The following is a 20,442-nucleotide window of genomic DNA, read 5'->3' on the forward strand; positions in this document are numbered from 1 at the left end:
GATTAGTTATAGCTATCAGAGCAAGAAAGTCATTAAAAATAACCAGAGAAAACCTGACCTTAGCCTGAGTCTTACTGTGGTTGGGAAGGTTGTTTGTACAATGACTTAATGGTGTTTTTCAACCATAGCAATTTGGGATTGTACGCATTGCGTTTATGCCAAATCATGGTAAATGGAATCAGTAACTTGTCTTGTTGAGCTTGGTCTAATGGAATTGGCAAGCACACCAAATCGAGATGCAGCTTTTCTGTGTAACTTTTGCAATAGTGCGGCGCGGTGGTGATCATGTCATGCGTCGGCTGCGCTGCCATAAAAAGAGATTGCTCAAAGTTGGACATCGTCAGCCCGATAGAGCGCTGTAGCCCTAGTTCCGTTAATACTTCATCCAACGCCCAAGTTTCACTTTTTTCCCAAACAATATTGATGTGTTGGTAGCTCAGAAAGGTCTCGAGATTCCACTCTTGCTGTAATGCCGGATGATCTTTATGTAAATACACCATCGGCAGGTCATAAAATAGAATCTCAAAATCCAAGAAATAAGGCAGAAGATCCAACGACTCTTTCGATCTAGGGTGACTTTCTCGGCCGGTAAAACCGATATCCGCCTCGCCTCGAATGATGGCGTCGAGTGAGTCGTAATCCCAGTTACTGGTTTTTACTTTCGCTTCAGGGTATCGCTGGTGGATAGCGACGATGAGTCTGTCCAGCACTGTGAGCACTAATGGCGACTCAATCGTGATATCAAAACGCACTCCTTTAGGCGTAATATCGCTGCGTTTTTCTGCAATCTGGCTGCCAATTTGCAGCCATTCTGCAAGATCTTGCTCCATGCTTTGTGCCAAAGGCGTTGGCGCAAGACCTTTAGGTGTTTTGACAAACAAAGGATCATCGAACCAATGACGAAGTTTGTTGAGCGACTTACTTACGGTAGAGGGCGTAACGTTCAGCTTTTTCGAGGCTTTCGAGACGCTTTGCTCTTGCAACAATAATTGCAGAGTGAACAGTAAGTTTAAATCAAGTCGCGCTAGGGATTTCTTCATAATGGGTATCGTGAACAGGCTTTGGAATCAATAGTATTAGAGCAAGGCTGATTACGCTACCTAGCACTAAGATAAACACCAACATATTCAGTGCAGTAACGCCGATGAAACCCATAAACCAAATATAGAACGCGGAACTACAAACTTGAGCAATGCCCAGTAACGAGCTCGCCACGCCAGCTTGTTGAGAGAATGGGCTGAGCGCTTGGCTCATGGCCACGCCAAAGCCACAAGCGAAGCCTGCGCAAATCAGCCCAAGTCCGAACACATAGTAAAAAGGTTGTCCATCATGGAAATGGGCTGCACTGAGCACGATGGCTGAACAAACGAGCAATACTTGAGAGCTCATCATTAAGGTTCGCTGCTTGAAAATCCCCAATGCCAATGGCGCCGAGAACGAAATCAACATACTGATCGTCGCAGTCCCCGCCATGATGGAAGAATAGCCACCGCGATCAAAACCAAGCATACTCATCACAACAATTGGTGAAGCGTTAACAAAGGTCAGGATGGTGGTCACTCCCAGTGCAGTAATGATCAGCCTACTGATAAAAAATCGCTCGAAGAAAGTCTCTTGATGGCTCTCTGGCGTTGTCTGTTCTTCACCTTGTTGGCTGGGTAGTGATTCCTTGAGAACAAAAATGGCCAATACACTGACGAGAATGCCCATTCCTGCCATCGTGGTAAACAAACTCGGCCAAGGAAATTTCAGCATAATCAAGTGACCAATCACGGGTGCGATCACTGGAATGATACAGGTGATGCCATTGAGCATCGACAATACTTTCGCGCGGCGTTCATCGTCTAACGTGTCGCGTAAAATCGCGAACGCGACGACATAGCAAGATCCAGCACCGATGCCTTGGCAAAAGCGAGCAATCAAGAAAGCGTTTGGTTGCTCAGCCATTCCGCCGAGAAAAGACGCGAGCACGAAGATCATCGCGCCGCCGACGGCAACAGGCTTTCGTCCCACAGAGTCTGCAATTTTCCCCGCGAATAACATCGTCGTAGCCATGCCAGCTAAATAGATCGAAAACGCAATATGCAACTGAGATTCACTGGCGTTGAGATCTGACGCAATTTGAGGCAAACCAACAAGATACAAATCAATGGCAGTAGGGTAGAGTAAGACGAGTGCAAAACTGCAAAGTAAAAAACGGGACATGGAAACCTCTCTATCGAATGGCGAGGATAATAGAGTGCTAAACGTTTGCCTGCGAGTGGGAAATACGACACTAGGTATTTCTATTTACGACATACCCTGTATGAATTGAGCATAAAAACAACAAGGAAGATTATGATTACTATTGAAAAGTATTCGCCTGAGCGACATGAACAAACTTGCGAACTTAGCGTTCTAGAAGAGCAATCGCAGTTTACGGTCGCGGATGTGGGTGAAATGCTTACACGTCTTGAACCCACAGAGCTTCCGCATCTGATTTTGGCAGACGATGACGTGGTTGGCTTTTTTCTATTTGATGCTGCTTACAGCGAGAAATACGATTTTTGCCCGAAAAACAGTTTAGGCGTACGTGCTTTGCTGGTGGATCACCGTCATCAAGGCAAAGGCATCGCCAAGCAAGCCATTCAACAGTTTTCCGATTTCGCCAAACGCCATTATCCCGAGTTTGATGCGCTTTATCTCACTGTGAATTGCCGCAACATACCCGCTTATCAGTGCTATTTAAAAGCAGGGTTTGAAGATACCAATGAGCTTTACCACGGCGGCCCCGTTGGACCGCAACACATTATGAGACAGCCGCTTTAGCTAGGAAAAACCAAGGATGGAAAGATGAGGATTGAAATCGACAATTTAGAACGGCCGCAAGTGATAGCGCTGTTGGAAGGACATTTACAGGACATGTACGCCACGTCACCACCAGAAAGCGTGCATGCGTTAGATTTAGATAAGCTCAAAGCGCCAGAAGTGACGTTTTGGACCGGATGGAAAGGTGAGCAACTGCTTGGGTGTGCGGCGATTAAAGAGTTGGATGACCAACACGCGGAGCTGAAATCCATGCGCACCACGCCTACGGCAAGAAACCAAGGTGTGGCATCTCAATTATTGATTCATGTGATTGAGCAAGCGAAGCAAAAAGGTTTGCAGCGCTTGAGTTTAGAAACGGGCTCGATGGAGTTTTTTAAACCAGCGCGCCTGTTGTATGAAAAGCATGGCTTTGTGTACTGCGAGCCGTTCGGGGATTACGAACTCGATCCGAACAGTCAATTCATGACCCTAGAACTGAGCTAGGGCCATGAATTTTTAGAAGCTAAATCCAATCGATTTAGAAATTCAGATTCAAGTTGATGGTTGGCGACAAGAGGCTTGAACGCTCGTCAGCCAATCGCTTTCTCTTCTCTTTCAGTCTCTTGGCATTATCTTTGTCTGGATTGCCATCAAGCTGATTATCGATGACCGAGATTTCAGTATCGATTTGTTGGATGCGTTGCTGGCGTTGATATTCTTGATGACCTAACTGGTAGTTCTCAATAAACTCTTTGCTGCTGCATACACCGTAATATTCTTTGCCTTCGATACCGACAGTGTACCCATTGTCTGGTGAGCAATATTGGATAGTGCCTTTATCAAAGCCTTCTTTCCATTTCGCTCGGTCGGGTGTCACACCCGCTTCACCACAGTCTTCGGTATAGCTATTGATAATGTTTGGATCGTTGCCATCTCGGCCATCTTGATAACCTACGTTGTACCAGTTCGCCGTTTTGCACTCATCCGGAGACATGCTGGCGCAACCTGAGAGCAAAGTCAGTAAAGCCAGGGGGATTAGCGCTCTTTTCATCAGTGACTGTCCTTTAAATAAAATCGAATTGATAACTTGAGTTTAAAATGAACACTGTTCATATCAATGGTTGAAATCATTGTATTCACAATTGTGGTGACTCATTAATCTAAGTGATAAATTTATTATGCTGAATAGAAGTGTGTTTGATTAGTATTATCCACGAACTGCGCCTTTGCTGCATCAATCCACTAGCCTTGGCCCCAAATTAAGTGATAATACCAACATAAAGATAAACACCGTCAATGAGGCTAAGACATTGAGCGAACAACCCACCGTCCTTATTATCGAGGATGAATCTGCTATCGCAGAGAACCTGATTCATGTATTAGAGATGGATGGCTACCACGCAGAGTGGTTTACAACAGCAGGAGAGGGCTTAGCTTTTTTGCAGCACAACTCCGCAGCGTTACTTGTCTTAGACGTAGGCTTACCGGATGGCAATGGTTTTGAATTATGCAAAACCATCCGTGAGTTTTCTGATATTCCCATAATCTTTCTCACCGCAAGAAGCGATGAAATTGACCGCGTAGTCGGTTTGGAAATTGGCGCGGATGATTACGTGACTAAGCCATTTAGCCCGCGCGAAATGTTGGCTCGCATTAAACTTCGAATCAAAGCTAAAGCGCCAATGATGGAGGACAAACCAGAGCCTGTAGCTGTTCCAGAACAACCTCCATTGAACCATGATTTAGTTGCGCAGAACTTCGACTACGGTGTTGGCGGGCAAATGCTTGGGCTGACCGCGGTGGAGTTCAAAATCCTCGATAAACTGATTTCTGTCTCTTCCAATGTATTGAGCCGAGAGCAACTTATGGTCGCTGCTGACATGGCGCCGGAAGCTGCATACGAGCGTAATATCGATACCCACATCAAAGCCATTCGCCATAAGTTGAAGCCGTTTGAGATGTCTGAACGCATCTGTACCAAACGTGGCTTTGGTTACTTTTACTGCATTAAAGGTGAATGATGAATCGCTGGCCGAAGATCCCGCTTGGACTCAGACTGTTTTTTCTCTACTTCATCTTAGTCGGGATGACGGCTTACATGGTGAGCAAAACGGTTGTCCAAGAACTTAAGCCAACCGTGCGCCAAACCACCGAAGAGACGCTGGTGGATATGGCGAACTTACTCGCGGTATTGGCGGAAGAAGACGTCGCGAATGACAAGTTGTCTGAGAGTCGCTTCTCCAAACTATTAACGGCTTATGGACAGCGAGAGCCTCAAGCGCGCATTTGGGAAATCGGTAAAAAAGCGATTAACCATCGAATTTACATCACCGATAAACAAGGCATTGTGATTGCGGATTCTTGGCAGCAAGACGTAGGCAAAGACTACTCGCAATGGAACGATGTTTATCTCACGTTGCGTGGTCAATACGGCGCGCGCAGTACCATCGAAGACCCGAAAGATCCGCTCTCAACCGTTATGCACGTGGCTGCGCCCATTTACCACAAAGGTGAAATCATTGGCAGCGTAACGGTGGCAAAATCCAATCGCTCAGTACAACCTTTCATCGATCTTTCTAAACGCAATGTATTGTTTTGGATGGTGTGGATGAGTGGTTTAGTGCTATTGGCAGGAGCATTATTTGCTTGGCGAATTCACTCGGCATTGAACAAGCTAGAAGACTACGCGACCAAAATGGGTGAGGGTGAAAAGGTCTCTAAGCCGACATTTCGTATCTTTTATGAGTACGGCACGCTAAGCGACGCATTGGAGAAAATGCGCAATCAGCTCGATGGTAAACAATATGTGGAAGAGTACGTACAGACGCTGACTCATGAGCTGAAAAGCCCGTTATCAGCGATTAAAGGCGCGAGTGAAATATTGCAAATGCCGTTGCCTGAAGAAAAGGTCACGCGCTTTGCTGGCAACATTGAGCGAGAGAGCGATCGCATGCAGTCATTGATTGATAAGTTGCTGGAACTTGCTCGTCTTGAAAAGCGCCCTGAGCTAGAGCAAGTCGAAGCTATCTCGCTAGAACAAATGGTCAATGAAGTGGTTGAGTCGGCGGATGCGCGTTTGAGTGCTAAGTCGGTCACTGCCAACATCCAAATTGATGACCATCTCTCCGTACTTGGTGATGCCTTCTTACTGAAACAAGCCGTTTTTAACCTGATGGACAATGCGCTGGATTTTGTTCATTCAGAGGGATGCATTGAATGGAAAACTGAGGTCACGAAAGAGAAAATGTGCCTGTCGATTTTCAATTCAGGTCCTCACATTCCCGACTATGCAATGCCTCGTTTAACCGAGCGCTTCTACTCCCTCGCTCGGGAAAATGGTGTTAAGAGCACTGGGCTCGGGCTTAATTTTGTTGAGCAAGTGATCAAGCTGCACAAAGGTCAGTTGCAAGTCGAAAACGTCGATGCTGGCGTGAAAGTGACCCTGATTTTACCAACTCCATAGAAACTCCACATTAGCTCCATTCGTTCTCCAAATTGCTGATTTAGATTACTCCCATCAGCAAATGGAGAATGAAACATGAAAAAGATCCTCAATAACCAACTCGGCACGAAGTTCGCCTTCGTGCTGTTTTTGTTTGTCTTACTGCAAATCCCGCTTTCAATGGTCACAGGGCTGATCTCAGAACGCTCATATCGCCAAGATGAAGTCAGAAACGACATCGCACGCAGCAGCAGCGGCGAACAGCGCATCATTGGTCCATTCATCATGGTTAACTACACCGAAACCAGTTACCGAGATGACAAAGTACAGATTAAAGAGCGTCGTAAATTCCTCCTACCTAGCACTTTTGATATGAGCGCGAATCTGGACAGTTTTGAAAAGTACCGAGGCATTTACCGTGCGCGTTTATACAAAGCACAAGTGGCGCTGAAAGGTACTTTTGATGCAGACGATCTCTCGGCATTGCAGGGGCTTGATATTGAAAACATGAGCCTAGTGGTTGGCATTGAAGACAGCCGTGGATTGATTCGTTTGGATGACATGACCATGGCGAGCTCTGATATCGAAGTCGCACCGGGAACAGGGTTAGACCAGTTGCCACAAGGCTTCCATAGCGCTCTGACTCTCGCTGACCTGAACATAGAGCAACCTTTGGCTTTCGATCTTAACTTCTTGCTGCAAGGGATGGGGCAACTTCAAGTCACACCAATCGGCAGTCAAACAACGGTTGAACTCTCTTCAACTTGGGCACATCCAAGCTTTATCGGTGATTACTTACCGGTGTCGTCAGAGGTATCTGAAGATGGATTTAACGCACAATGGGCGAGCAACAACTTCTCTACCAATATCGCGCAGCTGTTCCAAAGCTGTTTGTCATCGAGTCATGCGTGTCACGAGCTTGAACAGCGACAAATGGGCGTAGATTTGATTGATCCCGTTGACCATTACTTGAAGTCTCACCGAGCTGTGAACTATTCACTGTTGGTTATCACATTAGTGTTTGCAAGTTTCTTCTTACTGGAGCTATTACAAGCGCGTCCGGTTCACCCAGTGCAATACGGCTTTATTGGTCTGGCTTTAGCGCTTTTCTATCTGTTGCTGATTTCGATGAGTGAACACCTCGGCTTTAACTGGGCGTATGTGGTGTCAGCAGTCGCATCGACGGGGCTTTTAAGTGTGTACGTGAGTGGTATGTTGAGCAACACCAAACACGGAGCGATATTCGGAGCCTGTTTACTTACTCTCTACGGATTACTGTTTGGCTTGCTACAAGCAGAAAGTTACGCATTAGTCATGGGGACATTACTGTGTTTCGCGATTTTGAGCTTCACTATGGTCATTACACGCAACATCGACTGGTACGCACGAAATAAGAAAGCAGAAGAAAGTGCAAAGGCGAATCATGAAGACGTTTAAGCGAGCAGTTCTCACTGGGCAGCCAAGCGATATGGTGGAAGAGACGTCTGCTATCCGCCTGCAATTTTCTGCAAAAAATGGACTGAAAAGCTTGGTGTGTTTTATCACATTGGTCGTTATTGCGCTCTATGTTCGAGACAGCTTTATTCGCCCGACATTTGGTGATGTTCTCGTTGTGGTTTGGCTCTACTACTTTCTTGCAAGTATGTTCTCTATGCCCGTTAACTGGCTGGTTTCATTGGCGGTGTTGATTGCGTTTGCTGTCGAGTTGGGGCAATTGCTTCAGGTCGCAGCTTGGCTTGGTATCGAATCTTCATCGCCTCTGGCTGTAATTTTGGGTGCCACATTTGATTGGAAAGATCTGCTGGCTTACTGCATCGGAGGTCTACTGTGTTGGTGGATGGAAAAGAAATGAAAACCGAGATGAAAGCTATTGTGCTACCAGACCGACGTCGACATTCCAAACGAGGTATTCGTAAAAGGATCAAAATCAGTTTACTCAAGCGCGTGTACCTTTGGTCACTGACCAATAGAGAACTGCTGTAAACCTCACCTGTTTATATGAAATACAAAAGGGAATCTTAAACTCACCGGCGCACAGGGTGAGTTAAGATTCCCTTTATTAATAGGGTCTATTGAGCTTTCAAGCTGATTTTTGCAGCTGTTTGTGGGTAATTTATATGAGGCAGAGACATTTGAAATGTAGTTGGTGTAACTGATAAGCCGGTAATGAAGTAGAAATGAACCACAAACGCTGCCCGAAGGGTTCGGCTAAAAGCGTTTTACTCTTTGTTGAGAGGTAATTGCTTAGAATGACTAGGCGGCAAACCTCTCGCCGCGATTAAAACGCTTTTATCTCGAACAAAATTTAACCATGAAAGTTCAATAGACCCTAACTAAGACATCTAGCTGCTACTTTTAATTAGCTTTCAAATGAAAGTTTCTCGCCGAACATCTCTTTCCAGTCTTTATCGAACTGTTCAACCGCCGGTTTTACTGCTGGGTGAGCGAACATTTGTGCCGCCACATCAGTTGGTAGAGTAATCGCTTCGATGCCCAGTTTCATCACCTCCATCGCTTGTTGAGTGTTCTTGAAACTGGCTGCCAAAATCTTCGCTGGTAGTTGGTTTTGATCGAGCAACAATTGAAGATCTGCGACCACTTCAACACCGTTGCCGTTCATCGCATCAATGCGGTTTACGTAAGGTGCTAGATAGTCTGCACCGCACAGTGCTGCAAGGAAACCTTGTTGAGCTGAATAGATAGCGGTGGCAAGAACCTGAATTCCCTCTTTTTTCATTAGCTTAATTGCAGCTAAGCCTGTTTCTGTGGCTGGCACTTTTACCACCATATCGTAAGGCAATTCATTCAGTTGGCGCGCTTCTGCCACCATGCCTTCGACGGTTGAACTCACGACTTGAGCGTGAAAGCGAGGTGTACCGCCAAGTGCTTCTTGCATGCCTGCTAGGGTTTCATTCAGTCCCTGTTTTGACTTCGCCAAAATGCTTGGGTTTGTCGTCACGCCTTTTAGCGGTAGGCACTGGTTAAAGCGTTTTACTTCTGCCACATCAGCAGTATCTAAATAAAGTTCAATCATGGTTTCTACCTTAAACAAAATCTTCGTTTTGATGATGGGATCACTATAGATCTGACAATCGAACGAGATCTTGATTTTGATCAATTGAAATTTCATTTGAAACTATAATAATTTCATTAAATGAAAGCTAAGTGAAACTTGTAAATGCTCAAATGAAGCTTTCAGTTCGAACAAAGAAAAGCCGTTCATAAGACTTAACCAGCACAAAAAGAAACGAATTAAGTAAAAGCGGTAGCACAGACCAAGAGGCAAGCAGAGATGTATTTCAATATTCAACGATTCTCTACCCATGATGGCGATGGCATTCGTTCCATTCTTTTTCTTAAAGGATGCAGCTTGTCTTGCCCTTGGTGTCAAAACCCAGAAAGCCGCAGCGAAAAGCATTCACTGCTGTTTGATCAGCGAAGCTGTATGGAAGGTTGCCAGCTGTGCGTTTCTGCTTATCAAGCTATAGCTCAATCTACTGCGGGTAGTGAAACGGTGAGCGATGGTATTCAACGCATCGACAACCAGATCATCATCAATCGCAAAGCCATCAAAGAAGACCAACTGATCGCGCTGCGAAACGTCTGTCCTACGCAAGCACTGACCGTCTGCGGTGAAGAGGCGAAATCAGACATGCTGTTCGACACCTTAATGAAAGACAAACCTTTCTACGACCAAAGCCAAGGTGGCGTGACCTTCTCTGGTGGTGAGCCACTCATGCAAGCAGATTTGGTAGCAGAACTCGCACAGCGTCTGCATGACAACCAAGTCTCTACCGCTATTGAATCGTGCATGCATGTGCCGTGGAAGAACGTTGAAAAAGCCGCGCCACATATCGATTGCTGGTTGGCGGATTTAAAACACACCGACGAAGAAAAGTTTCTTAGTTGGGCGAAAGGTTCACTAAAACGCATCAAAGACAATTTCCGAAAACTGGCACCTATCGCAAAACGCATTGTGATTCGTGTTCCCGTTGTGCCAGGGTTCAATGACACCATCGAAGAGTTGAAAGACATCATCGATTTTGCGGCTTCACTAGAAAGCTGCCAAGAACTTCACTTGCTGCCGTACCACACGCTCGGCATCAATAAATACCGTTTGCTCGATATGCCTTACGAGTGTTCTGACAAGCCATTAAACAAACCAGAACTGCTAGAAAGCGCCATGCAATACGCAAGCGAAAACACCCAACTTAACGTGATTGTAAGAGGTTAACTATGGACCTGAATTACCTTCCTGAGCGTATCAAAGCGCACAAATCGGCACTGGTAAATATCGTAACGCCACCTGTCTGTACCGAGCGTGCAGAGGCATACACTCGTGCTTATCAAGCAAACGAAGACAAACCTGTAATTGTCCAACGTGCGCTAGCACTGCAAGAGCACTTACGCACTCGTACGATTTGGATTAAACACGATGAATTGATCGTCGGTAACCAAGCGAGCAAAGTGCGCGCTGCGCCTATTTTCCCAGAATACACTGTACGTTGGATTGAAGCGGAAATTGATGAGCTAGCCGATCGCCCAGGTGCAGGCTTTGCTGTTACTGAAGAAGATAAGCAAAGCATCCACAGCATCACGCCGTATTGGCGCGGTAAAACCGTTCAAGACCGTTGTTATGGCTTGTTCACTGATGAGCAGCAAGAAATCTTAGCCAGCACCATCATTAAAGCTGAAGGCAACATGACTTCGGGTGACGCGCACCTTGCCGTGGATAACGAGAAAATCTTGAAGCTAGGCATGAACGGCTTGCTAGAGGATGTTCGTCAGCACCGTGCTAACAATGATGTTTCGACCTTTGAAGGCTTGAAGAAAGAGCAGTTCTACAAATCGGTCGAAATTGTACTGCTTGCCATTCAAGACCACATGGTGAGCTACTCTGAATTGGCGGCAAAAATGGCGTTAGAAGAGACACGCCCGCTGCGCAAAGCTGAGTTAGAAAGCATTGCGGCAAACTGTCGTCATGTCGCGAGCCACGCACCAGAAAACTTCTGGCAAGCACTGCAATTGAGCTACTTCGTTCAGTTGATGCTACAAATCGAATCGAATGGTCACTCGGTTTCTTTCGGTCGTATGGACCAATTCCTAAACGAATTTTATGTTCGCGATATCGAAAACGGCGCGATTGAAAAAGACTTTGCACTAGAGCTTTTACAAAGCTGCTGGTTGAAGCTGCTTGAAGTAAACAAGATTCGCTCTGGCGCGCACTCAAAAGCATCGGCAGGTTCTCCGCTGTACCAAAACGTGTGTATCGGCGGTCAGAAGTTGAATGAAAAGGGTGAGCCTGAAGACGCAGTGAATCCACTTTCTTGGGCGATTCTGGAATCTTGCGGTCAGTTACGTTCGACGCAACCTAACTTGAGTGTGCGCTACCACGAAGGTTTGAACCAAGAGTTCTTAATGGGTTGTATCGAAGTGATTAAATGTGGCTTCGGTATGCCAGCGTTCAACAACGATGAGATTGTTATTCCTGAATTCATCAAGCTTGGCGTAGAGAAAGAAGACGCGTACAACTACGCATCTATCGGTTGTATCGAGACGGCGGTTCCGGGCAAATGGGGTTACCGTTGTACGGGTATGAGCTTCATTAACTTCGCTCGTATCCTGCTCGCTTCATTGAACGAAGGTGTGGATGCAACAACGGGTAAAGCTTTCTTGCCGCACGATAAGTCATTAGCAAAAGGCAACTTTGAGAGCTTTGAGCAAGTGACGGCTTCTTGGGCAGAGCAAATCCGCTACTACACCCGTAAATCGATTGAGATTGATACGGTAGTCGACAGCGTACTTGAACAGCAAGCTCAAGACATCTTCTGTTCAACGCTGGTGGATGACTGTTTGGCTCGCGGTAAAACCGTGAAAGAAGGTGGCGCGAAATACGATTGGGTATCTGGCTTGCAAGTCGGTATCGCGAACTTGGGTAACAGCCTAGCAGCAATCAAACATCTTGTTTTCGATGATGCGCAAATCACCCAACCAGAGCTTGCAAAAGCATTGGCTGAAGATTTCGACGGCATGGAGAACGAACAGCTTCGCCAACGTCTTATCAACTTTGCACCAAAATACGGTAACGATGATGATGCAGTAGACCAACTACTGGCAGACGCTTACCAAGTGTACATTGATGAGCTAGAGCAGTTCGTTAATACGCGTCATGGGCGTGGTCCAATTGGCGGCGGTTACCACGCAGGTACATCAAGTATCTCGGCAAACGTCCCATTCGGTGCTTCAACCATGGCAACGCCAGATGGTCGTAAAGCGAAAACGCCATTGGCAGAAGGTGCAAGCCCGTCATCTGGCTCAGACCGTTTAGGCCCAACGGCAGTGTACAACTCGGTCGGTAAGATCCAAGCGAATAAGATCCTTGGTGGCGTGCTGCTTAACCAGAAGTTAAGCCCAGCAGCGGTTGAGTCTGAAGGGGATAAGCTCAAGCTTTCTATGTTGATTCGTACCTTCTTCAACCACCACAAAGGTTGGCACGTGCAGTACAACATCGTTTCTCGTGAGACCTTGCTGGCTGCGAAGAAGAACCCTGAACAATATCGTGATCTTGTCGTGCGAGTTGCAGGCTACTCAGCGTTTTTCACCGCGCTATCACCAGACGCGCAAGACGACATCATCGCACGTACCGAGCACGAGTTGTAAGTACACTCACTAAGTAAAACAAAAGGCACCGATAGGTGCCTTTGGTTTGAATACTTAATTCGCGAATGACTATACCTGACCGCATTACAGCTTGTGCAAAATGGTCACGCATTTCTTCGTGACGTTGTCGTATTCTTTCGTCATGTAAGCGGTAGTGATCGCGCCCTCTTTCATGATGCAAATGGCATCGAGTAATGAAGCGTTGTCTGATTTGAGATAGCGTTGAATTAGCTCTCTGACTTGCTGCTTATGGTAGCGGCAATACGTTGCGATCTCGCCACTGTCGTCACTGAATTCCGCGGACGTATTGATGAAAAAGCAACCGCGAAACTCGCCCAACTTTTCTTCAGAGCCATGAAACCAGCCGTTGAGTGCTGTAAATAACTGATCGATCACTTCCGCGCACGTTTGTGCTGAAGAAAGCTTTTCCTCCAACCATTCCATAAATACTTGGTGGCGTTGTTCTAATGCGGCGATGATAAGCGCTTCTTTGCTCTCAAAATGGTTATATAGCGTGCGTTTAGCCACGCCAGAAACATTGAGGACTTCATTGATGCCAATAGAGTTGATGCCTTGTTTGTAAAACAGTGACAAAGCTGTGTCGATCAATAACTGTTTCTTTTTGTTCATAACTATGTCCTCAAAAAGTTCCATAAACACATATTGACAAAGGTAGACAGATTTGTCTATTTTATTTTGTAGACAATTCGGTCTACTTTGAGGTGTTTATGAATAATTTAATTTTATCGTTGGTTGCCGGGCTTGGCGCTACGTTGGCTATTGGCGTATTGTCCTACGCTGAGGTATCACTGACGGAGGTTGTACTCCTGATGGCACCATTTGGTGCTACCGCAGTACTGGTGTTTGGGGTGCCTAGCAGCCCTCTCGCTCAACCAAAAAACGTGATCATTGGTCACTTCATCACGGCATCTATCGGTATTGCGTTTAGCCAGTATGTTGACGTCACGCCGGTCACGCTCGCGATTGCGACGGGGCTAGGTGTGTCTGCGATGTTGATTACGAAGACCACTCATCCACCTGCGGGGGCAAATCCAATTTTGATCATGGCGTCTGGGCAGGGATGGAGTTTTCTCTTCACGCCTGTCCTGATTGGCGCGGTAGTGATTGTTCTGGTCGGTAAAGGGCTACAGTTGCTCCAAAGTCAGTACTTAAACCCTCGACTGAATGGTCAGAAGACCTAGTCGGATTGTAGTTAGAGCCGCGAAAGGGAGTGATCTCTTTTGCGGTTTTATCTTTTGTCGGTTTGCAAAAACAAAATCTGATTCTCTCTTGGTATTCAGTCGTATACATCAACATGGTAGTTAAATTGGTACAATGCGATGAACAGAATCCACCCTAAGAAACTATTGCACAGTAAATGGACGGCAATTTCACCTAAAAACAAAGAGAAGCATTTTGTCGTGACAGAAATGGAACTAGATGAAGATGGTAACGTTGTGAGATGTGTCATCGAGGCAGTCATGAGTAAACGCGACCGAGAGATGAACTGGCAAGACCTAAAAGACTCTGAGCAATGGATGCAAGGGTGGAAGTGAGTGACGCTTCGTTGTTGGGCGAATCAAGCAGAAACGTGCGTTGCGAGTAGGCAAAAGTGGTGCTATCTGATACGTTGATAATTCGTTCTAACGCCCACTCAAAGGATTAATTATGATTGATTTCGACAATTCCTCTGTATTTAAGCTTAAGCCGATTGACGTTTCTAATGCCAGAGAAGACTTCCTTAAGTTCTTGATTGATGGTGAGACTATTTTCGCTGCTTTTAAAACAGTTCGTGACCAAGTGGTGTTTACGAACAAGCGAGTGATAGCGGCAAATGTGCAAGGGATTACCGGCTCAAAAGTGGATTACACTTCTTTGCCTTACAGTAAGATCAATGCATTTTCTATCGAGACCTCTGGTACTTTTGATTTGGATTGTGAAATCGAGTTCTTCATGAGTGAGGTGGGAAGAGTGCGTTTTGAAATTAAAGGCTCGTTTGATTTGATTTCTTTCAACCGTATGGTTAGTGAGTATGTACTAGGTTAAGGGATTAGAAATGAGAGCTTCGCTGAGAGACAAAATTATAGAGGTCTGTGACAAAAAGATCGCGAGTAAAGGTGAATTGGTTGGTCTCTCATTTTATGCGTTTTTCGCTAATAAAAATGACGACCCAGAGCTGTTGATGGAAGCGGCTACGTGGTGGATTCAGACTCATCAGCTCGACCACTTCGAAAAAGCAGTAAAAATAAAATCAATGGTCGAGTCGGGGAGCTAAATTAAAAAAAAGAAGTAAAGAAAGCAGACAAATGCTAATAACGTTGCGGACAAAACAGGGTAGATAATGTAAGAGTCCTGCTTGTTGGTTCGTTGAAAACATAGCGAAACAAGTAAGACGTTATAAACAACAAGTAACAAGCTGATCATGGTTCCACTGTTTAGTGTCATACTTGATAGCTGAGTTAAGAAAAACGCCAATAAAAGGTAATCGAAGACAATGAGCCATAAAAAGGCTTTCTTCAGTAAGTCGCTTTTTCTTTTTTCGGATGATGTTATGTGCATATAGAACTCAACTAAAAAGTCACAGTAACAGAGGCTTTGGTTAGAGAGGTCACCATCAGAGTGGTGACCTTTTAAGATTATAATTCTTGAATTTTTACTTCGCTGGTGGCGGTATCGCCGGAGTAATTGATGACTTCTTGACGAATGACTGGTTGGTTGAATTCAGCCTTATCTTTCGCTTTTTGCAGTTCACTTTCTTGGTGGTTGCCAAAAAGGGTCTCAAGCACTTTAGCGGCAGGAGTCGTTAAAACAAACAGCTCAATACGACGGTTTTCGCTAGAATCTGGCTCATCAGGATTAAGCAGCGCTCTATCTGACATACCCGTTACCTGCATTACTCTATCATCCGGCATACCGCCTTCAACTAACGTATTTCTTGCTACGTCTGCTCGAGAGGCTGATAACGCCCAGTTAGATTGACGACCAAAACGCTTTTTAAATGGAATTGCATCTGTGTGTCCGCTGATGATCAGAGGGTTGTTAACACGATGAAATACAGGTGCTAGTGCGAGCAGTAAATCTTCAAAAAAAGGAGTAAGTTCTGCACCACCACGGCTGAACATATGCTGTTTGTAATCATCTTGAAGGACGATACGCAAACCTTGTGGTGTCACCGTGACGTTTACATTTCCCTGCGCATTAATTTGGGCAGTCATTTGCTCAATTACTTTCGCTAGTGCGGCAAGTTGCTCTTGAGTATCGAAGTTACCAGGAATCAAAGAATCAATTTCTGGTCCATCCCCATCACCTTTAAAGTAAGAGCTTACTACATGGTTGGAGTTGTGTTTACTTGGCACAGAAGAGTCCTGTGCCAAGTCGATAGGAGAAATACTTTGTGACGTATCAAATGGGTTGCCGTAACTCTTGTCGAATACGCTTGAACTATGCAAGTGGGCAACAATCGCTTTACGCTCTTCTTTGTCTACCACCTGCATAACCCAAAGTACAAGAAACAGCGCCATTAGGGCGATCATGAAGTCAGCAAACGCGACTTTCCACGCGCCGCCATGAGACGACTCATCATGGCTGTATACTTTGGCACGTTTGAACACTACATGCTCTTGTTTTTGCATTATCCCTCCTGTTCAGCTAACCACTTCTCCATTTGGTTGAATGTTGGTTTGATGTCTAGCTGAATATGTTTACGACCAGCGTCAATGGCGAGCAATGTCGGCTTTTTCGCTACGTAGGCAACCAAGGTTGCACGAACGCACTCAAAAGCAGTCATATTACGTTTTACTCGCTGAGCCATGGCGTTACTTAGTGGATCTAAGCCACAGTAACAACCGAAAATACCAATGAATGTACCAACGAGAGCTGCCGCAACGTGATAACCAATCATAGCGATTGAGCCATCAATAGCTTGCATGGTGATAATGATGCCACCAACTGCTGCAAGAATACCGAAGCCAGGTAGTGCTTCTGCTGTACGCTGTAGTGAGCGTGAAGGTAAAAGCATTTCGTTCTGTATTGCTTCGATTTCTTGCTCTAGCAGTCCCTCTAATTCATGAGGCGACATCTGTCCCATTGCCATTAAACGTAAATTGTCAGTAATGAAAGAAATTAGGCGATGATCTTCTGCGATCGTCGGGTAAGCGAGGAACATAGAGCTTTGCTCCGGAGCCTCAATATGAGAATCCAGAAACTTGTATCCGCGGTTTCTCGCTGTCTCTAGCAAGTTGTTGAGTAGTGCCATTAATTCCATGTAGTACTCATGCTCTTCTGTTGGACCTTTAATGGTCGCTGGCACTTGGCGACGCATTTCTTTCAGTACATGAGGCGGATTACCGATGATCAGAGAACCAGCAGCGGCGCCAATAATGATAAGGAATTCGGCTGGCTGCCAGATAGCACCTAAGCTACCACCGGCCCACATATATCCACCGAAGACGCACACCAGGATAGTGAGCACTCCAAAAAACTTTTGCATCTTGTGACTCCTAAGAGGACATTAATTGGTTGAGTTGTTTCAGCGCTTGTTTGTGAAGCTGACATATACGAGGTGGTGTCAGATCCAATACCAGAGCTATTTCGTGTAAGTTGAGTTCATGTTGATAGAACAGAGTCAGGAGCAGTTGATCACGCTTAGGTAACTTACCCAAAGCACTGTCTAAACTACGACGAATATGTTCATGTTCCATGCCATCGTATTGTCCGCCAATGTAGCTATCACCGCTGCTCTCCATCAGTTGATCAAGGCTTTGCATCTCGCCTGCGAGAGCGGCATTTTGACGGTTGTAATAATCTTGCTCATTCGTCCCTAAAGCCTGGATGATTTCGGCATCCGTTGGCATTCGACCTAACGTTCGAGTGAGATCTCGAGTCACGTCGTTGAGCTCGTGGGCTTGTTGACGAGTCTTACGTGAACGCCAATCTAGTCGGCGTAATTCGTCTAAAATAGCTCCCCGAACTCGACAAACGGCGAAAGCAGGAAAGTGAGGATCGTCAACATCGCCATATCGGCGTCCAGCCTCGACTAGAGCGATAAGGCCTATCTGCTGCATATCTTCAATACTACAGTGAGAAGTGGCATGAACGCGCAGCTGGTTAACTACGCGTTTTACCATGACCTGATGACGTTGTAGCAATGCGTTTTCATCAATTGGTCGTGACGGTGTTGTCACTTCCTCTTCTGTGGTGTAAGTGTCTTGTACATTCATGTCTAACATGGTTGTGCTCCGTTATTGCACAACATATTTAGTCAACAAAACATCGTCGATTTCTCGGACGATGTCTGTTTTAGCAAAAGCGAGTAGAAGCGTTTGCTTCACTTCGTCTTGCAGAATATCGATGGCACCCGCTTGCTGTAACTGATCAAACGTTTTGTCGCTAAACAGTTTTAATAGAGAGTTTTGTACCATAGGCATGTATTCATCGATCTCTTTGATACGCTCTGGACGGCGTGTCTCAATTGCCAGTTCTAGCATCACAAAGTGAGTCTGTTTCTTGCCTTTAACGGTCAAAACGACTTTGTCCAAAGGATGGAAGCTAGGACCTTTACTTGTCGGTTGTTCTGTGACCAAAAAAGACAGTGGAGAGTCTTCGATCAGTGAACCAGAGTCAGGTGACTCTTGAGCGTGTTTGTTTAAGTACCAGATTCCGCCCATAATTGTGACGGCCGAAACGAGGGCACTGGTGATGATCATGGCGATAAACAGGGCGATCATTTGTTGTTTGGTCATAACCTTTTTCCTCGAAGATTTACTAAGCTTGAGTGCTTAGCCAGTGTTCTGAATAGTTAGTTGTTGTCGTGGTTTGGAATGCACCAGATTCTCGTGCGGCGAAAATATTGGCGTCTTCTTCGTTTGCATGTGGGTCATTTCGACCTTGGTTTTGATCAGAGCCAACATTGACATCGACATGAACGAAGTTTTGCTCTTGTAACTCAGTACGCAATCGTTCCGAAACTTGCATTAAAGCTTCTCGTGTTGCTGCGGCATTGGCGTTGATGTGGACACTCAATCGGTCACCTTCAACACGTACAAGTAAATCCAATTTCCCTAAGTCTGGTGGGTCTAGGCGGATTTTTGCTTCTTGTACATTTTGTTGAGCTTGGAGCGTCACGCGATCATGTAATACTTGCATCATTTGCTCCCCCCACTTTCCGGCAGTGGTATCAACACGCACCGCTGCCCACTCAGAGCCTTGAGCTTGAACATGACTCGTCGCAACCGGTGAATGTGCAGATTGTGTTGTAGGAGCTTGTGCTTGAAGTAGAGATGCGGTTGGTTGCCCTTGAACAGGTTGATTCAAAAGAGTTTGAAACTCAGCACCGGAGATAGGCAAACGCGAACTCGATGAAGTCGGCAGACTTTGCTTCACATCTTGTTTTGATGATGTGTTTAACATAGCGTTAGACGAATCTTGAGTAACAGACTTAACTTCGCTCGCAGTCATTAAAGATGACGCTTTTCCTAGTTTCTCAGCCTGCTTCTCTGCCATGGTAATCATACCCTGGGTTAAAGCTTGAGCTTGCGCTGCAAGATCAGTCGATTCTGTTAACCCTGGTGTACTGGTCAAGTTGGCATCCGGATCTGAAGCTGAGCGGTCATCAGTATCAAAACCATGACTTTGTACTTTGTTTGCGCTGTTCAAAGTAGAGGCCGTAAGGTGAAAACTCGGTACCGCTGACGCAGAGTTAAAGTCTTGCTCACCATTCTGCTTGTTCCCTGATTTAAAACCATGAGAAAAGCCGTGTACCGAGTTCGCTTGCTTGATGTGACCCTCATTGTTAGCTGGCGAATTACCCGAGTGCTGAGTTGAAGAAGGTATGATCATTGAGTTAGCTCCATGGTCATTGCTAATTGATAGGCCATAGCGCGTTCTTGATGGTCATTGACCATGTTCATCTCTTTTTTCAACTCGTTGGTCGACTTCTCTAATACTGCGAAGGCATTAGCGTGCACTGTTTTCGCTCGCTGGATTTCAGGTGCAAGCTTAGGATCTTTCAAAAAAGGCTTGTGACTGATCAAAAGCTCTCGCAACTGCAAGTCGTACCGCTTGAGCGCATGCCAATCGGCCGTTTTTGCGGCGAACTGGATGAGCTGAGATAAATGACGGAATCGCTCTGGCGATACTTTATGCTTGTTGTCCAAAATTCATCCAACCTTCACGAATGTTACCCATTACACGCTCAACGTTAACCAAGCGATTTGCATCGTTTTGCACGCTAGCGTAATAAAGTTCGACTTGGCAGAAGTCATACAGCTGGCGTAGGTTTTCCGCAATTTCACCGCCGTTTTCATCATCTAAAGCACTTGTTAGTCCAATCAAGATGTTCATGCATTTGTTGATTCCATTCCCTTTCTCGGCCAAACGATTTGCGGCTAGGTGGCCGCGAATACGTTCAACTTCATCGAGTAGGCCATCGATTAGCATGATGACCAATTGGTGTGGATTTGCTGCTGCCGCTTGAGCGTCGAGATCGACTTGTTGGTACGAATCGTAACCAGAATCCATAAGCATGAATATTTCTCCTAAATTTGGAACCAAAT

Annotated in this window: 26 protein-coding genes; 13 read left to right on the forward strand and 13 right to left on the reverse strand. The window is 45.7% G+C overall.

The genetic code is table 11. The annotated features are described in order from the left end of the window. Positions 1 to 71 precede the first annotated feature (71 nt). Complete coding sequence (gene yidZ, locus R7P64_RS01430; RefSeq protein ID WP_005374957.1) at positions 72 to 1,040, reverse strand: HTH-type transcriptional regulator YidZ; 969 nt, start codon at positions 1,038 to 1,040, stop codon at positions 72 to 74. Next, the gene (locus R7P64_RS01435) at positions 1,015 to 2,205 is read right to left on the reverse strand and encodes an MFS transporter (RefSeq protein ID WP_054576593.1); all 1,191 of its coding nucleotides are present in this window, start codon (positions 2,203 to 2,205) and stop codon (positions 1,015 to 1,017) included. Before R7P64_RS01435 ends, yidZ begins: the two co-directional genes overlap by 26 nt. A gap of 132 nt (positions 2,206 to 2,337) precedes the next feature. On the opposite strand from R7P64_RS01435, the gene R7P64_RS01440 reads away from it, so the two are divergent. Further along, complete coding sequence (locus R7P64_RS01440; RefSeq protein WP_318118667.1) at positions 2,338 to 2,808, forward strand: GNAT family N-acetyltransferase; 471 nt, start codon at positions 2,338 to 2,340, stop codon at positions 2,806 to 2,808. A gap of 24 nt (positions 2,809 to 2,832) precedes the next feature. Further along, on the forward strand, positions 2,833 to 3,291 hold the full coding sequence (locus R7P64_RS01445; RefSeq protein WP_005386911.1) for a GNAT family N-acetyltransferase: 459 nt from the start codon (positions 2,833 to 2,835) through the stop codon (positions 3,289 to 3,291). A gap of 34 nt (positions 3,292 to 3,325) precedes the next feature. Here R7P64_RS01445 and R7P64_RS01450 read toward each other — a convergent pair whose 3' ends face one another. Beyond that, complete coding sequence (locus R7P64_RS01450) at positions 3,326 to 3,838, reverse strand: DUF2799 domain-containing protein (protein ID WP_005374970.1); 513 nt, start codon at positions 3,836 to 3,838, stop codon at positions 3,326 to 3,328. Positions 3,839 to 4,097: 259 nt separating this feature from the next. On the opposite strand from R7P64_RS01450, the gene R7P64_RS01455 reads away from it, so the two are divergent. The 5 genes from R7P64_RS01455 to R7P64_RS01475 all read left to right on the forward strand — a co-directional run bounded on the left by R7P64_RS01455 (position 4,098) and on the right by R7P64_RS01475 (position 8,212). Further along, positions 4,098 to 4,808 carry a response regulator gene (locus tag R7P64_RS01455; protein WP_213967489.1) on the forward strand — a complete coding sequence of 237 codons (711 nt, stop codon included), beginning with the start codon at positions 4,098 to 4,100 and terminating at the stop codon, positions 4,806 to 4,808. Beyond that, entirely contained in the window at positions 4,808 to 6,250 is a 1,443-nt protein-coding gene (creC, locus tag R7P64_RS01460) for a two-component system sensor histidine kinase CreC (RefSeq protein ID WP_318118719.1), read from the forward strand. The genes R7P64_RS01455 and creC overlap by 1 nt, the downstream gene beginning before the upstream one ends. Positions 6,251 to 6,325: 75 nt before the next feature. Beyond that, entirely contained in the window at positions 6,326 to 7,666 is a 1,341-nt protein-coding gene (creD, locus tag R7P64_RS01465; RefSeq protein ID WP_318118669.1) for a cell envelope integrity protein CreD, read from the forward strand. After that, a complete protein-coding gene (locus R7P64_RS01470) occupies positions 7,653 to 8,081 on the forward strand; it encodes a DUF2809 domain-containing protein (RefSeq protein WP_318118670.1) in 429 nt (142 codons plus the stop codon). The genes creD and R7P64_RS01470 overlap by 14 nt, the downstream gene beginning before the upstream one ends. After that, positions 8,078 to 8,212, forward strand: coding sequence for a hypothetical protein (locus R7P64_RS01475; protein WP_318118671.1), 135 nt, complete (start codon positions 8,078 to 8,080; stop codon positions 8,210 to 8,212). The genes R7P64_RS01470 and R7P64_RS01475 overlap by 4 nt, the downstream gene beginning before the upstream one ends. 376 nt (positions 8,213 to 8,588) lie before the next feature. Here R7P64_RS01475 and R7P64_RS01480 read toward each other — a convergent pair whose 3' ends face one another. Next, entirely contained in the window at positions 8,589 to 9,263 is a 675-nt protein-coding gene (locus tag R7P64_RS01480) for a fructose-6-phosphate aldolase (RefSeq protein WP_222712110.1), read from the reverse strand. Positions 9,264 to 9,521: 258 nt separating this feature from the next. On the opposite strand from R7P64_RS01480, the gene R7P64_RS01485 reads away from it, so the two are divergent. Continuing rightward, positions 9,522 to 10,463: a glycyl-radical enzyme activating protein gene (locus R7P64_RS01485; protein WP_318118672.1), complete on the forward strand. Its 942-nt coding sequence runs from the start codon at positions 9,522 to 9,524 to the stop codon at positions 10,461 to 10,463. A gap of 2 nt (positions 10,464 to 10,465) precedes the next feature. Continuing rightward, positions 10,466 to 12,889 (forward strand): formate C-acetyltransferase/glycerol dehydratase family glycyl radical enzyme, encoded by a 2,424-nt coding sequence (locus R7P64_RS01490; protein ID WP_318123077.1) that lies wholly within the window; start codon positions 10,466 to 10,468, stop codon positions 12,887 to 12,889. Between the two features lie 84 nt (positions 12,890 to 12,973). Here R7P64_RS01490 and R7P64_RS01495 read toward each other — a convergent pair whose 3' ends face one another. Beyond that, positions 12,974 to 13,519, reverse strand: a complete 546-nt coding sequence (locus tag R7P64_RS01495) for a TetR/AcrR family transcriptional regulator (RefSeq protein WP_054574902.1) — start codon at positions 13,517 to 13,519, stop codon at positions 12,974 to 12,976. Positions 13,520 to 13,617: 98 nt separating this feature from the next. Here R7P64_RS01495 and R7P64_RS01500 point away from each other — a divergent pair, with 98 nt between their 5' ends. From R7P64_RS01500 to R7P64_RS01515, 4 genes are all read left to right on the forward strand, one after another. Beyond that, positions 13,618 to 14,091 carry an HPP family protein gene (locus R7P64_RS01500; protein WP_005374998.1) on the forward strand — a complete coding sequence of 158 codons (474 nt, stop codon included), beginning with the start codon at positions 13,618 to 13,620 and terminating at the stop codon, positions 14,089 to 14,091. 138 nt (positions 14,092 to 14,229) lie between these two features. Further along, a complete protein-coding gene (locus R7P64_RS01505; RefSeq protein ID WP_005374999.1) occupies positions 14,230 to 14,445 on the forward strand; it encodes a TIGR02450 family Trp-rich protein in 216 nt (71 codons plus the stop codon). A gap of 112 nt (positions 14,446 to 14,557) precedes the next feature. Next, positions 14,558 to 14,935: a PH domain-containing protein gene (locus tag R7P64_RS01510; RefSeq protein WP_005386881.1), complete on the forward strand. Its 378-nt coding sequence runs from the start codon at positions 14,558 to 14,560 to the stop codon at positions 14,933 to 14,935. A gap of 10 nt (positions 14,936 to 14,945) precedes the next feature. Further along, entirely contained in the window at positions 14,946 to 15,164 is a 219-nt protein-coding gene (locus R7P64_RS01515; RefSeq protein ID WP_017634431.1) for a DUF6500 family protein, read from the forward strand. On the opposite strand, the gene R7P64_RS01520 is transcribed toward R7P64_RS01515, so the two are convergent. The 8 genes from R7P64_RS01520 to fliS all read right to left on the reverse strand — a co-directional run bounded on the left by R7P64_RS01520 (position 15,161) and on the right by fliS (position 20,413). After that, positions 15,161 to 15,448, reverse strand: a complete 288-nt coding sequence (locus R7P64_RS01520) for a hypothetical protein (protein WP_005375002.1) — start codon at positions 15,446 to 15,448, stop codon at positions 15,161 to 15,163. The genes R7P64_RS01515 and R7P64_RS01520 overlap by 4 nt on opposite strands. A gap of 77 nt (positions 15,449 to 15,525) precedes the next feature. Beyond that, on the reverse strand, positions 15,526 to 16,521 hold the full coding sequence (locus tag R7P64_RS01525; protein ID WP_005375003.1) for a flagellar motor protein MotB: 996 nt from the start codon (positions 16,519 to 16,521) through the stop codon (positions 15,526 to 15,528). Continuing rightward, a complete protein-coding gene (gene motA / locus R7P64_RS01530; RefSeq protein ID WP_005375006.1) occupies positions 16,521 to 17,378 on the reverse strand; it encodes a flagellar motor stator protein MotA in 858 nt (285 codons plus the stop codon). The genes R7P64_RS01525 and motA overlap by 1 nt, the downstream gene beginning before the upstream one ends. Before the next feature lie 10 nt (positions 17,379 to 17,388). After that, on the reverse strand, positions 17,389 to 18,117 hold the full coding sequence (locus R7P64_RS01535; protein ID WP_005375008.1) for a FliA/WhiG family RNA polymerase sigma factor: 729 nt from the start codon (positions 18,115 to 18,117) through the stop codon (positions 17,389 to 17,391). Between the two features lie 12 nt (positions 18,118 to 18,129). Beyond that, entirely contained in the window at positions 18,130 to 18,630 is a 501-nt protein-coding gene (gene fliL / locus R7P64_RS01540) for a flagellar basal body-associated protein FliL (protein WP_005375011.1), read from the reverse strand. Between the two features lie 22 nt (positions 18,631 to 18,652). Continuing rightward, a complete protein-coding gene (locus R7P64_RS01545; protein ID WP_170889965.1) occupies positions 18,653 to 19,726 on the reverse strand; it encodes a flagellar hook-length control protein FliK in 1,074 nt (357 codons plus the stop codon). Then, positions 19,723 to 20,043 carry a hypothetical protein gene (locus R7P64_RS01550; protein WP_005375013.1) on the reverse strand — a complete coding sequence of 107 codons (321 nt, stop codon included), beginning with the start codon at positions 20,041 to 20,043 and terminating at the stop codon, positions 19,723 to 19,725. The genes R7P64_RS01545 and R7P64_RS01550 overlap by 4 nt, the downstream gene beginning before the upstream one ends. Continuing rightward, positions 20,027 to 20,413 (reverse strand): flagellar export chaperone FliS, encoded by a 387-nt coding sequence (gene fliS / locus R7P64_RS01555; protein ID WP_005375014.1) that lies wholly within the window; start codon positions 20,411 to 20,413, stop codon positions 20,027 to 20,029. The genes R7P64_RS01550 and fliS overlap by 17 nt, the downstream gene beginning before the upstream one ends. Positions 20,414 to 20,442 lie beyond the last annotated feature (29 nt).

The sequence above is a fragment of the Vibrio sp. 2304 genome (assembly GCF_033339475.1).
Taxonomy (GTDB): Bacteria; Pseudomonadota; Gammaproteobacteria; order Enterobacterales; family Vibrionaceae; genus Vibrio; species Vibrio alginolyticus.